The sequence below is a fragment of the Bacillus sp. CCB-MMP212 genome (assembly GCF_022748145.1).
Classification (GTDB): Bacteria; Bacillota; Bacilli; order Bacillales; family Bacillaceae_G; genus Bacillus_A; species Bacillus_A cereus.
This window is the reverse complement of record NZ_JALDQE010000005.1, coordinates 187,857-202,043: the sequence shown is the minus strand read 5'-3', so window position 1 is coordinate 202,043 and position 14,187 is coordinate 187,857. Positions and strand designations below refer to the sequence as shown.

Below are 14,187 nucleotides of genomic sequence, written 5' to 3'. Positions count from 1 at the left end.
ATTTTAAAGCAATCGTTTGTTATCGCTTTCATTTTATAGACTTTCTATCAAGAGGTCAATATATTATTAATTTTCTGTTTTTACACACTTTAAACCTTATTTATTTGTCGCAACTTCTTACAGATAACGCACCTAATTATTGCTTAGTCAGTTTATTTCCAACAATACATTGCTAAGTAAAAAAACAGCTAATATCCTTAAAATGATATTAACTGTTTTTTCATAATGTATTAATGTATGAATGATAACTATATTTCTAAATTACTTAATTTTTGCTGCATCAAATGCCTTTTGAACTGCTTGAACTTCAGCTGTATTTGCACCATATTTATTAGTTGCCACTCGAATACATGCTGATCTCAATTCTTTGAAATTAGAAGTCATGTTTAACTCATCAGTATTTGCATAATAGAAAATATCAAACATTTTATCTTCACCAATTCCTTTAACTGTCACTCCGTTATGAGTTCCGCCTTTTGCAATGAGATACGCAACTTTATTAATAATACTTGAATTAAAATGAACACCGCCTTGATCCCATCCATTAAAATCGTTAAATTCACTGTAATCATCTGGATAAGGTACTCCAAGTGAAGATGGAACAGAAGCTGGGTTTTCCATATCACGGAAAACAGATCCCGTTTGTTCTCCCATTGTCCAGTTAAAGTTTCCATTATTTACGTATTTCTCAATAGATGTTCCCATAATATCAGATAGTGCCTCATTAATCGCACCGGATTCCCCGTAATATTCAAGATTAGATTCGCTAGAAGTAACAGCATGTGTAAATTCATGTCCAGCTACGTCATATGCTTTAACAATAGGATCACCATATACAAGCATACTTCCATTATTAGCACTTAATGCATTCTGCCAATTCTTCGGATCATTCGTCTCTTCAGAATCCCAAGCGTGTACAACTGAAACTACCTTTTGTCCCTTATTATCAAAGCTATTACGCTTGTATTTATCTTTATAAAAATCAAATACTTTTGTTGCTAAGTAATGAGCACTTACTGCTTTTGGATCGTTAAATGTTGCCGAAGTACTAGTCGCTAATGTACCAGGATAATAGCTTTCTTCTTTAGTAATATCTCTGTAATTCACATCATATGTTTCAATTCCTTGCCCTCTTGTATAATCAGCAAGAGCATATTTGCCATTACTTTGTTTAGAGATACCAAATGAACGATTAATACCTAAATCATCTTTTCCTGTTCCGGTTAATGATGTAAGACTACTTTGTTTACTTTTCTTTAAAGCGCCAACTAGTTTGTCACTGGCTTTTAAGTTAGATTCTTGTACCATATTTTTTAACATATCACCATTTTGTGCATTTACTAAATAAGTACCAGAAACATAGTTTGGTGTTGCAGCTTCAAATTTAACTTGGTATGCATTTTTAGCTTGTCCATTATTTTCATCAACAAAAATAACCTCTTTAACTTCTGGCTCAGTAATAAACTTGATATCGTTCCCGTACTTCGTATAAATAAATTGTTTTGCTTCATCTTTTGATAGATTAATAGGTTTTTTCAATTCTTCTTGTTTTAAATTTTGCGCGCTATCACCTGAAACACTTTTAATAACACCATTATTATCTACGTGTGCAGTTAATTGATGGCCATATACTTCTTTTCCTTCGTATGTTTGCTGCATACGTACAAGTGTAGTTCCATCATACGAACCACGTTTTTGAAGGACTTTATAATCTACTCCTGCTTCTCCATTGACTTGTTTTTGGGAGAGAGCTTGCTCTGTTTTCTCCTTAAGTGCATCCTTTACTACATTTTCTGGTGTCTTTTGTGACGGTTGTGTCAGTTCACCCGAACGGAACGATTCTTCCTGAATTTGAACTTGTAGTTGATCTGTTTCCTCCGCATGACCTACACCATATGGTGCCATAGCTGTTAAAGCTAATCCTGTTGTTAATGCTACCTTAGTTAATGTCTTTTTGTTTTTCATTATTTCACCTCGTATAATTTTTGAAATAGAAAGCTTGTACAAAGTATACTGTCTATTTCTGTCGGAAAAAAGAGAAAATACACAATTTATGTAACATTATGCAAAATTACATAAATTGTGGTCAATATTATAAATAATGAACGGAACACATATGTACATTAATTTGAATAAAAGAGAGTCCTTATAGGCGCTCATCCAATTGGTTAGTTATTAATTATCTATATTCATTGTAATAAAAGTATACTTACCTCTAAATAACAACATAAAAACCCACTCTTTACTATTGTAAGAGTGGGTTTAATGTTATTAAAATAACAATTACTATAAGAAACCTTATAATTTATATTTTTTTAGTAATCCTACTAAGTTTTTTGTAAAATTCACCTTTCGTTTTTATATGCTTAAACTGATTTGGATTAATATTTGCTTTTTGTGAGAGTGCTACAATCTCTTCTTTTGAAATTGAGTCTTTCGTATTTATAGATGCTATATTTGTGTATTTTCCGTCTTCTGTTTTTGGAATTTCTAAAATCCCTTTATTCACAAGATCAACTACAGCCTTATGCTCTGAAGAATGTAAATCTACACCAGTAATTTTCCAATTACGCATAACTTTTGGTGTGTATACACCGTTCTTTACCTCTTTTAAATATGTAATAGCAAGGTTACGAATGGTTCCACCTGTTTCTCCAAATGCATTCTCTTGTTTAGATGACCAAATTTGTTCAAACTTACGCCCCTCTAAAGCTCCTCCTTTTGCCTGAAGAGCCTCCATTCTATATGCATTCATTCCCAGCGTCATAACATCGCTCATTTTGATTGGTTTGTTTGTACGAATAGAGCGTAAATTTGTAATTCTACTTCCGTATGGTTTTGTTAAGTCAATTTCGTATTTTACGCCTCCAAAGAAATCGTTCGTACTGTATTTAGATGCACGGCGGGTTTTATCAAAGCTAACGGTTACATCTCCGGCACGAGATGAGTTAAAATATCCTGCTGCCCATTCCATATAGTCTTTTAAATCTTTTCCAGAAATCTTATATACTGTAATTTCTCCCAAGGCATATTGGTAATTATACGCAATATCTTTTTTCTTAATAGGACCTGTATCCAAACGGGCATAATCATTATCAATTTGATGGGCTACTACATCTGCTTTACTGTAGTAGAGCATGACTTCATGAAAGAAATCTGATAAAGGTGTTTCTTGAATCTGAACACTTGGGATACCCTTTATTTCATTTTCAGGAACAAGATTTCTACCCTTTAATTGAGCGACTACAACATTTGCATCTCCTCTCGCATATTCGTGAAAAGGTGTTAGTGTTTCTTCAAGTGTAGGATCAGATAATATCGTTGTTCCATCAGCATTTTTTACAGGTATAGCGGTAGCAGTTTTATCTTTTAAAACCAACTTCCCATCTTGCTTTGTAAAAGTAAGGTCAATACGTGAAATATGTGTTCCATATTTATCTGGTTCTGTAATAATTACGCCATTTACAACTTCTTTTTTTACAAGTTTATGCATATGAGCCGCAAAAATAGCACTTAGTTCCGGACAAGCATTTGCAATATCTTGAACACCAGTACCAGGGATACCATTCTCATTTTCTAGTCCCATATGCATAACTCCTACCATTACATCTACTTTACCTTCTAATTCCTTAATTGCCTTTTTCGTCTCTTCTACCGGATTTTTCACCACTAAACCATTTAAGTGATCTGTCCCTTTTTCAAAGTCACTAATCATTGGGGTATTCATACCAATAATCCCGACTTTAATTCCACCTTTTTCTACAATTGTATATGCAGGAAGAAAGCGCTCTCCATTTTCCTTATAAATATTACCTGCTAACGTTTTTCCCTTATATTGCTCACTAACTTTTTTCAATGTATCTAATCCAAAGTTGAATTCATGATTTCCAAATGCCCAGGCATCATATCCCATTGTATTCATCGCTACCATCATTGGCGATTGTGGCTTATCGTTGAATAATTCTACTGAGTTTCCTTGAATTGTATCCCCGGCATCTACTAATATGGTATTTGGATTTTCTTGACGAACCTTCTTTATAACCGTATAAAGCTGCGTCAAACTTCCACTCATATTTGCTCCATCCAGCGCATAATCCCAAGGCATAAATCTACCATGAATATCTGCAGTACCTAACAATGTAATATTAACTTCAGATTCCTCAGCCTTAGAGATAGATGGTTTGACTATTATTGCCGTTCCAAGCAGTAATAGAATTACAAAGTAACATACATAGTTCTTCCATTTCATTTTTTGCATAATAATAATATTTCTCCCCTTTTTGTACTTTCATAAAGTTGCTTGAACTTTAAAAATGTAACTTATTATTCAGGAAACTTCAACTACAAAAGATAATTTTGAAGGTGGTTCTGTTGCAAAAATAAAGAGAATAAATTGCATACATCCCCTAACAGAATTGTATTTTATCGTTTTCTGACAGAATACTCCTTCCTTAAGCGTGTGAAGTGTACTTTCAAAAAAAATAACCCCGCTCTTCATTTAAGACGGGGTTACACTTATACAGAAAATCGGATAGTTTCATATTTTCTTAAGCTTATTGGTCACTTTCAACTAATTTCATTCTATTTTTGTTTTCTTCTGAATCAATATGAATCAACCGTTTCCCCTGTTTATACTACGTATCAATAAATAGGGAATAATTTTTACTGTTCAATTTCACAAAGCAATTTTATCTCTTTTATTTGTGAAATATGACGCTGTTCATGCAAATAGATCAGTTCTATCCACTGATTAAGGGGCAATTCTCCAAGAGCTGGATGCATCACTGATTTTTTCGCTAATACAGACTCATCTTCTATTGTACTCAGGAAATGCATCAATTCTTTTCTTGATTTGCTTAGCATATTGAGCATTTGTTGCACTTCAAATGGTTCTATACTTGGTTCAATCATTTCTGGAGCTATAAACTTTTTCGTTCTATCTAATAAAATATTATGAATTTCTTTACGCTCATTTTGGGTACTATCTAACTTTTTTAACCCTGAGGAAATAACTGTTATCACTCTCTCATCTAATAAAACTAAATGATGACAAACTTGTGCAATACTCCATTTATCCTTATCTGGTTTCCTATTAAATTGAGCATCACTCAACAAAGAAATTTCCTCAACTAATTGATTTCTCGTTTCATAAAACTTTTCATTTACAAATGTATCCATGCGGATTCTCCTTTCATTGCAACCTTCATACTTAAATTTCTACGCTAAAAATATTATCTTCGAAAACAGATTTTCTTTCACTACTATTCCAATTTCATTTTAAAGCCACAAATGAAGTTATTTGTTTTTTTGTATGTTTTTAATTGGCACAAATAAATCAACCTTTAACTTTCCTTCTAAATCTTCAGCAACATTATTTAAGCAAAACTCTAAATTATCTCTATCATAATCTGCATCATACTCACTATTTGGTAGCCACTCTGCATACATGTATTGATACGCTTCACTTAATTTATGAGGTTCATCATAGAACTGGTATAGACCATATGTACCTCCATCTAATCTTTTAAATTGCACATCATGATACTTTTCTTTATCGAAGTTTTCAGGAATCGTAACACATGCATCATGCCGGCACTTATGACTTGCAACAAGTTCAGGATTATCTAATGATATTCCGATAAATGATTGCTCTGGTGGATACAGTTTATTTTCAATTGACCAGTTCAGTAACTTTCCCCAGTGATCTTGCAGTTCAAAGTAGCTACCAGTTCGTCTTATATATGCTACTTCTAATGTTGGTAATTTTTTTATAACAACTTTCATTTACATCTTCTCCCCTATAAATACGTACACTGTTTATTTAGCTTTCTTTAATATTTATTCCTTCTTAAACAAAAAGAATTTTCTAATCACATAAAGTGAAACTTTAATCAGCGGTGGTTTTGTTCATCCCCACTGATTATTAGTTGAACCAATCGGGCTACCAGTTAATGCGGGCTAAACTTTAATTGATAACATGTATAACAATCTTGAATAATAATGTCCTATCAATTTATCATTAAATAAATGTAAAAAATGACCCTATTTATTCATTTTTAATGCGTATGTATGTACATTTGTTAATTTATTCGATATATTATGGGTATTGAATGATTACGTAAAGTGTAAAGGTCGCTTATATAACACCTTATATTTTTATATCCGTGAAAACTACAAAGTGTATGAAAATCCATTTGTCAAATGAATTTAGTGCGGAAGGAGGTTTGTGGTTACTTCATAGGGTATAATAATCAGTTTTTTACTGATAAAAATATAGGAGGCGACATAATGTTTCGTACGATTTCAAATTTCATGAGAGTAGCTGAGATAAGAAGGAAAATCCTTTTTACACTAGCGATGTTAATCGTTTTTCGAATTGGCACGTTTATTCCAGTTCCTCATACTAACGCAGAGGTATTAAAAGTACAAGATCAAGCTAACGTTCTAGGTATGTTAAACGTATTTGGTGGAGGAGCATTGCAACATTTCTCAATCTTTGCTGTAGGTATTACACCATATATTACAGCTTCCATCATAGTACAATTACTACAAATGGATGTTATACCTAAGTTTTCGGAATGGGCAAAGCAAGGAGAAATGGGCCGTAAGAAATCAGCTCAATTCACTCGATACTTTACAATCATTCTCGCATTCATACAGGCCATCGGAATGTCTTATGGCTTTAATAATATAGCAGGTGGACAATTAATAACAGATCAAAGCTGGACTACATACTTATTTATTGCGACAGTTTTAACTGCAGGTACTGCATTTTTACTTTGGTTAGGCGAACAAATTACCGCTAACGGAGTTGGTAATGGTATTTCGATGATTATCTTCGCAGGTCTCGTTGCCGCGATTCCAAATGTTGCAAATCAAATTTATTTACAACAATTCCAAAATGCTGGCGATCAGCTATTTATGCACATAATAAAAATTGTTTTAATTGGACTCGTAATTTTAGCGATAGTTGTTGGTGTTATTTACATTCAACAAGCTGTACGTAAAATACCGATCCAATATGCAAAAGCTGTTTCAGGAAACAATCAATATCAAGGAGCAAAAAACACTCATTTACCGCTTAAAGTAAATAGTGCTGGTGTTATACCAGTTATCTTTGCTTCTGCATTTTTAATGACGCCGCGTACAATTGCGCAGCTCTTCCCTGATTCAAGCGTATCAAAATGGTTAGTTGCAAATCTTGATTTCGCACATCCAATTGGAATGACACTTTATGTCGGTCTTATCGTTGCTTTCACATACTTCTACGCATTTATTCAAGTAAATCCTGAACAAATGGCTGAGAATTTGAAAAAGCAAAATGGATATGTTCCTGGTATTCGTCCTGGTAAAGCAACTGAACAATATGTAACTAAAATTTTATACCGATTAACATTTATTGGTGCAATTTTCTTAGGTGCAATTTCTATATTACCGCTCGTATTCACGAAAATTGCTACGTTACCACCTTCTGCTCAAATTGGTGGTACAAGCTTACTTATCATTGTCGGTGTAGCACTAGAAACTATGAAGACGTTAGAAAGCCAGCTTGTAAAACGTCATTATAAAGGCTTTATTAAAAAAGTGAATTAATTATCAAAAACACAGTTGGTTATTTTTCCAACTGTGTTTTTGATTTTATCAGTCCTGTAATATACAGGGCTGTTGCTTTATTAAACTACATCTCCTTCTCTAATAACCGCCCTTTTTTGAAATAAGTCCGTAGTGTTGAACGATTGGCCAAAAATACACCAATCAATATAAGACAAGCCCCCATTCCCATTGTAGGATTTAAAGGCTCTCCTAAAATGATATATCCCACAATTATTGCAATTAACGGTGATACATATAACCACGTCGATGGAAATACTGGGTTTGTTTTTGATAAGAGCCAGTAATATAATCCGTGTCCACCGATTGATCCGATAAATATGAGATATAAAATAGGCCATTGTACACTCCATGAAGTTAATACAGTTACATTTGGTTGTTCTACAATAATAGATGCGATTAGTAGTAAAATCCCTCCATAAAACATTTGAATTCCGTTAATAAGAAATGGTGATACATTTGATAAATCTGAAAGTATTTCTTTCGAACGAATAGAGCCTATTCCGTAAAATAACTCTCCTATAACTAAAACAATACAAGCAATACTCCATATGAAACTTACTTGTTGATGCATTCCTGGTAAAGAAACAAATATAACACCTATTAGTGCAATAACTAAAGCAACGAGTTGTTCCTTTTGTAATTTCTCCCTATTCCTCTTTGCTTGTATTAATAAAATCATCATTGGTCCCGTAGCAGAAAGAACAGCAGCTAATCCCGAAGAAATATATTGTTCTGACCAATATAAACTTGCGAATGTCATAAATGTTAAACAAAATCCAGCATACATAATACGTTTTGAAAATATATGTGGCATAATTTCTTTTCGCTTTAATTTAAAAATAATCATAAGGATTATACCCGCTAAAAAGAAGCGAATTCCTGCTGAAAACAACGGTGGCGCCCCTGCTTCAATTCCAATTTTAATCGTTAAAAATGTTGTCCCGAAAATAATACATACTAAAATGTAATTAAAAATGACCATTTTACTTCCTCCTTTTTACTCTTAAAATGAGTATAGAGGCTATGGTGTATAACAGTGTATCGGTACATATAACAGTTACTTCAAGTTGTAGTTGATTCCCTATATATTTTTCGCTTTAATTAAATTAAAAAGAAAAATAGGTGAACCTATGAAGATTGTATTGCGTAAAGAAACAAACATACCGTATTACAAGCAAATATATATGCAAATTGTTGACAGAATACAAAGTGGTATGCTTTCACATGGTGAATCTCTTCCTTCTTTACGTTGTATGGCCACAGATTTACAAATCAATGTATTAACAGTTCGTAAAGCGTATAAACAGTTAGAAACGAAAGGGTATATACGCATCGAACAAGGAAAAGGTGCTTACATATATAAACGGGTAAAGAAAGATTTCAAACCAATTCCGTATAAATGGCAACAAACGAAAACGATTAATGTTATGCGTTCTCAATATGCAATGAATAAGCACCGTAAATATTATAATTTTTCACAAGCAATTCTGTATCCTCGTCTGTTACCAAATCCATTTTTGGCAGATGAAATGCATAAATTGCTGGATAAAAATCCGATGTTGTTAGCAACTTATGGGCCAGTTCAAGGCGATTATGAATTGCGAGTTGAAATAGCAAATTACTTAAATGAACACCAGAAATTAGTGACGGACCCATCTCAATTATTAATTACAAGCGGAGCACAACAAGGAATTGATTTAATTGCTCAAACATTATTAAAACCTGGAGATATTGTATTGGTAGAAAGTCCATGTTACAGTGCTGCGCTTGATATTTTCATCAATAAAGGTGTTCAAATCATTCCCGTTTCTCTTGATAATCATGGAGTTCGCTCCGACTTAATTGATGATATTTGTCAAAGTAAAAATCCCGTTTTATTGTATACGAATCCCACCTTCCAGAATCCGACAGGTACAGTAATGAGTAAAGAACGAAGAATGGAACTTATAGAACTATCGGAGCTATATCAATTTTTTATTATTGAAGATGATTCTTTCGGAGAAATATATTTTGAGGATGCTATAATCCCGCCCCCAATCAAAAGTTTTGATAAGGATGGCCACGTAATATATATAAAAGGATTTAGTAAAACGTTAGCACCAGGACTGCGTATCGCGGCACTTATTGCCGATGGTCCTATTTTTGAATGGCTATATGCAGTAAAAGGTTCAATGGATATCGGTAGTCCTTTATTAACACAAAAGGCACTTCTACCGTTTTTACGTGCAGAGCGTATGAAAAACCATTTAGAAAAATTACGTACAGCTTTACAAATGAGACGTGATTTAACAATTGATATATTATCGCCATTAAAAGAACTACACTTTGAAATACCAAATGGAGGTTTTAATTTATGGGTGACACTACCTGATTCGATAGATCCCTTTACCTTATTACAAAAAGCAAATGAAGTAGATGTCTCTTTTTTACCAGGAACAGCTTGTCTATTAAACTACGAAACAAATGATAACCAATTAAGAATTAGCTATTCAATGTTAAACGAGAAAGATATGGAAATTGGATTAGAGAAATTACACGATACAATACGAAACAGTATTTGTTAGAAGTAATATCACAATAGCCAACAATAAATAATACCCGCAAATGAAAATGTATAGTATGGAATATTATCTATTGTTGAGCTTTTTCGTTATTCAAATCTAGTTACTCTATAAGCTGTAATCTTGATTATCATTCCACTTTAACTACAATCTTTCCTCTAACATGTTGTCCTTCACTCAAAATATGAGCTTCTCGAACTCCTGCTTCATTAAATGGCACCACTTTACTTATGATTGGTTTGATTTTCCCGTTTACAATTAAAGCTGATAATTCTTCTAATTGTTTTCCATTTGGTTTTAGCCATAAAAATCCTGATTTTATTCCTTCTACTTTTTGTAGTGGTTCATGAACAATGGAAACTAGAACACCACCAGGTTTAATAATTCGAAAACTTTTTTCTTGCACTTCGCCACCTATTGTATCTAACACAATATCAAAATCTGATACTAGTTCTTCAAATTTATCTTTTTTATAATCAATAACGAGATCCGCTCCTAAAGACTGTAAAAATTCTTTATTTTTACTACTAGCAGTCGTTGCAACAAAAGCTCCAAATGATTTTGCGATTTGGATTGCCAAACTTCCAACGCCACCAGCTCCAGCATGAATGAATACACGGTCATTTTCTTTTATTTTTGCGTAATCTACAAGACTTTGCCACGCTGTAAGTCCTGCAAGAGGAATAGAAGCTGCTTCTTCGTAACTAATATTATTAGGCATATGTGATACTAAATCTAATTGTACTGCAATGAATTCAGCATAAGAGCCGCTTCCTATATTTTCAGGTTTCGTAAACACTTTATCTCCTATATTGAAACACTCTACATCTTCTCCAACTTCTTCAATAACTCCAGCTACATCTAATCCTAAAGTGATTGGAAATGAAAAGCGTAACTGTTCTTGTAAGTCACCTTTTCTTATTTTCCAATCAACTGGATTAACAGATGTTGCATGAATACGTATTAATACCTCATTATTCTTAACAACCGGTTTTAAAACTTGTCTTTCTTTTAATTCTTCAACACTGCCATATCGATCAATAACAATTGCTTTCATTTCCTCTCCTCCTTACTGTTTATTTTAATAACATACAATTATTTCTCAAAATTTTTTGCCTTGAATTACCATATACTTATTTTTGGGGGTAATTATGCAAAAAGCATTATAAAGTAAAACTTTAATCATTCCTCACCAATCGGGCTCTTACTGCCCGGCAAATAGCGGGATGAATTTCAAAAAGAATCTTACACACATCTTAGAATTATTCAAAACTGTATTATTAATTAAATTCAAAAGAAATGGGGATAACTTTATGAGTGAAAAGATATTTAAAATAAACGGTATTGATATATGTACAGAAAGCTTCGGTAACTCTAATGATCCCGCTATTTTATTAATTATGGGAGCTACTTGTTCAATGATATATTGGGATGAAGAATTTTGTGAACAGTTGGCGAACACAGGAAAATTTGTTATTCGCTTTGATAATCGCGATGTTGGACGCTCTGTTACATATGAACCTGGCACTTTAAATTATTCAGTAACAGATATGGCTGAAGATGCAATCGGGGTATTAGACGCTTATCATATTGATAAAGCCCATCTTTTTGGTATGTCATTAGGTGGTATGATTGCTCAAATTGCCGCTGTAAAACATCCCGAAAGAATTTTGACGCTAACTTTACTAGCGACTAGTGTAATAGGATCTGATAATAATACTCGCGATTTACCCCCAATGGATGAAAGGATTTTAACACATCATGTAAAGAGCGCAAGTATTGATTGGACAAATAAAAATGATGTGGCAGAGTATTTAGTTTCAGGATCTCGTCTATTATGTGGATCAGAACGAATATTTGATGAAAATAGAGTTTATACACAAGTAAAACAAGAAATAGAACGCGCAAACAATTTATTAAGTATGTTTAATCACGCTTTACTTCAAGGTGATGATGCATATGAAGGTGTACTTCACTCCATACAAGCACCAACATTGGTTATTCATGGAACAGACGATACAGCACTCCCATTTGAACATGGCCTCGCACTAATTGATGAAATTCCAAGCTCAGTACTATTAACTCTTAAAGGGGCAGGTCATGAAAATCATCCAAATGATTGGGAAAGCATAATTACTGCGGTTTCTAAACATACATCTGAAATTTAGAAAAACAAATAATTAACAGAAGGGGCACAAATTGTATTGTGCCCCCTTCCATTTACAAACAAAAACCCATCACTGTATTCGTATGTATAGTGATGGGACTTCTTATATTTTTCTATGTTTAAAAAAATGGACAATCTAATTGATCAACAGATTCCCATAATTTTTTTTTTGCATTTTCGGTGGATGTATTTGCTTCTAGTGTCATGTTTTTAAAAGGGTTTACTTCGACTTTTAATAAGGATGAAGGCTCCACATATAATGAGAAAACATGGCTACTTGGTAAAGCTTTTGAAACGTCAATATCTCCTACTTGTTTAAATAATTGCTGCGCAGCAAAAAAGAAGAAATTAGTTGGATTTGATTGTTTATTCAGCCACGCAAGCATTTCAGGTGATACCGATTTATGAATATTGATTTTTACTCGATCACCACGTTTATATCGCCTAGATCGCATACTTCCACCAACTAACTTATCGTTAAGTTTGTAAATCCTAACTCTTTTTGCTTATGCTCTCTATATTTTGGCGAACAAGTATATACTAATAACCCTCGTGCATTTGTAAATAACGGATTATCTACAAAGATTACATTTTTGAGTCGTCCTTTTTGCTTTAAAATCATTTTTAAACTATTTTTAATAATTACTGCACCCCCGCCATAAATAAACACGTATGGATCGTCTTTCATATCATCAATTTTATTTATAATATCTGTTGCGACACGCGCTGCTAAACCTAATAGTGCCGGCTGTGATTCCTCAACTAATAAGGTATTTCTCGGATGCGTATCATTTAAATAAATTTGATTGAATTCTGTAATACTATCAATCGTCTTAGTTGGATACTTCCGGTTCCATCTCGTAATGATTTGTAGTAACGTCTCTTTTACACCATAAGATAAACCTTTACTTAGTTGCGGACGGAAATTTACCCCTAATGAAACAACTTCTTCTGTCGTCCCTGCACCAATATCAAAAGAGAGTAGAGTTTTATCTACAAAATCAATTTCAGAAACTTGATTTTGCTCACATTCTATTTTATGTTTCACAACATTTCCTTCTTCATCGTATACAATGCCCCACGTCCCAGAAGCACCCTCAGGCAGGCATTTACAATACTCAATTGAAACATTAATTGTCACATCGCGTCCGTTCGGATAATGGAAAATAACCTTATGATTTCCCATATAACGTTTTGCATTTTCAGCAGCTATTTCTTGTGTAATAAGCTGCATAGGAAGAGCGACAGATAAATCATAACGAATATTAATATGGCTAGAAGTTGGACTTTGACGCATAGCGCTTACCGCCAAACCTGATAGTATTGTAATAACCATTAACTCATCCGTTGACTTATTTGATTTCTTCTCTACCTCAGTACCTTTTAATTGATCTTGAATGACTTTTTCTCCAACGATGTATCGTACATTATTAAGCATTAACGATGGTGAACTTATAGTCACATCAATGTGGTTTTCTAATTCAGATAATGAAACATCTACCTCATCTAAGAGTCCTGTCGGCTCACCTATATATAAAGAATAAATACTCGGAATAAAAATAGGGTCTTGCCCTTTCACCATTAACTTCAAACCGTTGTTTCCTGCATCTGCACCAGCTTTTAAAAGTATAGACATAACTACCCCCTAAATTAATCTGACATCCCTTCCAAATATATGCGAGCCCATTCTTTTACATTCAAATGTATTGTAATTTTTTATTTATCATAAAACCAAAATATTGCATACTTACATATTATATGTAAAAAGTATTTGACATGATACTTTTCCGATTTTATACTTATATTTGTAAAGAGTTTTTTACAATCGAGGGGGGGCAATTATTT

Annotated in this window: 11 protein-coding genes; 3 read left to right on the top strand and 8 right to left on the bottom strand. The window is 33.3% G+C overall.

The features are described from left to right. Window positions 1-261: 261 nt before the first annotated feature. The 4 genes from MRP26_RS15780 to MRP26_RS15765 form a co-directional block, all read right to left on the bottom strand. Window positions 262-1,965 (bottom strand): M4 family metallopeptidase, encoded by a 1,704-nt coding sequence (locus MRP26_RS15780; RefSeq protein ID WP_078401464.1) that lies wholly within the window; start codon window positions 1,963-1,965, stop codon window positions 262-264. A gap of 340 nt (window positions 1,966-2,305) precedes the next feature. Next, complete coding sequence (locus MRP26_RS15775; RefSeq protein WP_242806304.1) at window positions 2,306-4,258, bottom strand: bifunctional metallophosphatase/5'-nucleotidase; 1,953 nt, start codon at window positions 4,256-4,258, stop codon at window positions 2,306-2,308. A 404-nt stretch (window positions 4,259-4,662) separates the two neighbouring features. Next, a complete protein-coding gene (locus MRP26_RS15770; RefSeq protein ID WP_078401462.1) occupies window positions 4,663-5,178 on the bottom strand; it encodes a DinB family protein in 516 nt (171 codons plus the stop codon). 117 nt (window positions 5,179-5,295) lie between these two features. Then, the gene (locus MRP26_RS15765) at window positions 5,296-5,784 is read right to left on the bottom strand and encodes an AraC family transcriptional regulator (protein ID WP_063547470.1); all 489 of its coding nucleotides are present in this window, start codon (window positions 5,782-5,784) and stop codon (window positions 5,296-5,298) included. Window positions 5,785-6,288: 504 nt separating this feature from the next. Here MRP26_RS15765 and secY point away from each other — a divergent pair. After that, window positions 6,289-7,593 carry a preprotein translocase subunit SecY gene (gene secY, locus MRP26_RS15760; protein WP_000490135.1) on the top strand — a complete coding sequence of 435 codons (1,305 nt, stop codon included), beginning with the start codon at window positions 6,289-6,291 and terminating at the stop codon, window positions 7,591-7,593. A gap of 85 nt (window positions 7,594-7,678) precedes the next feature. On the opposite strand, the gene MRP26_RS15755 is transcribed toward secY, so the two are convergent. After that, window positions 7,679-8,596 (bottom strand): DMT family transporter, encoded by a 918-nt coding sequence (locus MRP26_RS15755; RefSeq protein WP_000234337.1) that lies wholly within the window; start codon window positions 8,594-8,596, stop codon window positions 7,679-7,681. 148 nt (window positions 8,597-8,744) lie between these two features. Between MRP26_RS15755 and pdxR the strand changes: the two genes are divergently transcribed. Then, window positions 8,745-10,178: a MocR-like pyridoxine biosynthesis transcription factor PdxR gene (gene pdxR / locus MRP26_RS15750; RefSeq protein WP_071732140.1), complete on the top strand. Its 1,434-nt coding sequence runs from the start codon at window positions 8,745-8,747 to the stop codon at window positions 10,176-10,178. 127 nt (window positions 10,179-10,305) lie between these two features. On the opposite strand, the gene MRP26_RS15745 is transcribed toward pdxR, so the two are convergent. Then, entirely contained in the window at window positions 10,306-11,232 is a 927-nt protein-coding gene (locus MRP26_RS15745; RefSeq protein ID WP_029442511.1) for an NADP-dependent oxidoreductase, read from the bottom strand. A gap of 256 nt (window positions 11,233-11,488) precedes the next feature. On the opposite strand from MRP26_RS15745, the gene mleBCA reads away from it, so the two are divergent. After that, entirely contained in the window at window positions 11,489-12,343 is an 855-nt protein-coding gene (mleBCA, locus tag MRP26_RS15740; protein ID WP_098033243.1) for a BCA family alpha/beta fold macrolide esterase, read from the top strand. Window positions 12,344-12,461: 118 nt separating this feature from the next. Here mleBCA and MRP26_RS15735 read toward each other — a convergent pair whose 3' ends face one another. Beyond that, entirely contained in the window at window positions 12,462-12,797 is a 336-nt protein-coding gene (locus MRP26_RS15735) for a hypothetical protein (protein ID WP_001257761.1), read from the bottom strand. An 11-nt stretch (window positions 12,798-12,808) separates the two neighbouring features. Further along, window positions 12,809-13,978 carry a ParM/StbA family protein gene (locus MRP26_RS15730; RefSeq protein WP_000025623.1) on the bottom strand — a complete coding sequence of 390 codons (1,170 nt, stop codon included), beginning with the start codon at window positions 13,976-13,978 and terminating at the stop codon, window positions 12,809-12,811. Window positions 13,979-14,187: the final 209 nt, after the last annotated feature.

What these genes read in the sequence shown, in the direction of transcription:
- MRP26_RS15770 (WP_078401462.1), bottom strand. Translation starts at nt 5,178, where the DNA reads ATGGATACATTTGTAAATGAAAAGTTTTATGAAACGAGAAATCAATTA.
- MRP26_RS15755 (WP_000234337.1), bottom strand. Translation starts at nt 8,596, where the DNA reads ATGGTCATTTTTAATTACATTTTAGTATGTATTATTTTCGGGACAACA.
- MRP26_RS15775 (WP_242806304.1), bottom strand. Translation starts at nt 4,258, where the DNA reads ATGCAAAAAATGAAATGGAAGAACTATGTATGTTACTTTGTAATTCTA.
- MRP26_RS15745 (WP_029442511.1), bottom strand. Translation starts at nt 11,232, where the DNA reads ATGAAAGCAATTGTTATTGATCGATATGGCAGTGTTGAAGAATTAAAA.
- MRP26_RS15735 (WP_001257761.1), bottom strand. Translation starts at nt 12,797, where the DNA reads ATGCGATCTAGGCGATATAAACGTGGTGATCGAGTAAAAATCAATATT.
- MRP26_RS15765 (WP_063547470.1), bottom strand. Translation starts at nt 5,784, where the DNA reads ATGAAAGTTGTTATAAAAAAATTACCAACATTAGAAGTAGCATATATA.
- MRP26_RS15730 (WP_000025623.1), bottom strand. Translation starts at nt 13,978, where the DNA reads ATGTCTATACTTTTAAAAGCTGGTGCAGATGCAGGAAACAACGGTTTG.
- secY (WP_000490135.1), top strand. Translation starts at nt 6,289, where the DNA reads ATGTTTCGTACGATTTCAAATTTCATGAGAGTAGCTGAGATAAGAAGG.
- pdxR (WP_071732140.1), top strand. Translation starts at nt 8,745, where the DNA reads ATGAAGATTGTATTGCGTAAAGAAACAAACATACCGTATTACAAGCAA.
- MRP26_RS15780 (WP_078401464.1), bottom strand. Translation starts at nt 1,965, where the DNA reads ATGAAAAACAAAAAGACATTAACTAAGGTAGCATTAACAACAGGATTA.
- mleBCA (WP_098033243.1), top strand. Translation starts at nt 11,489, where the DNA reads ATGAGTGAAAAGATATTTAAAATAAACGGTATTGATATATGTACAGAA.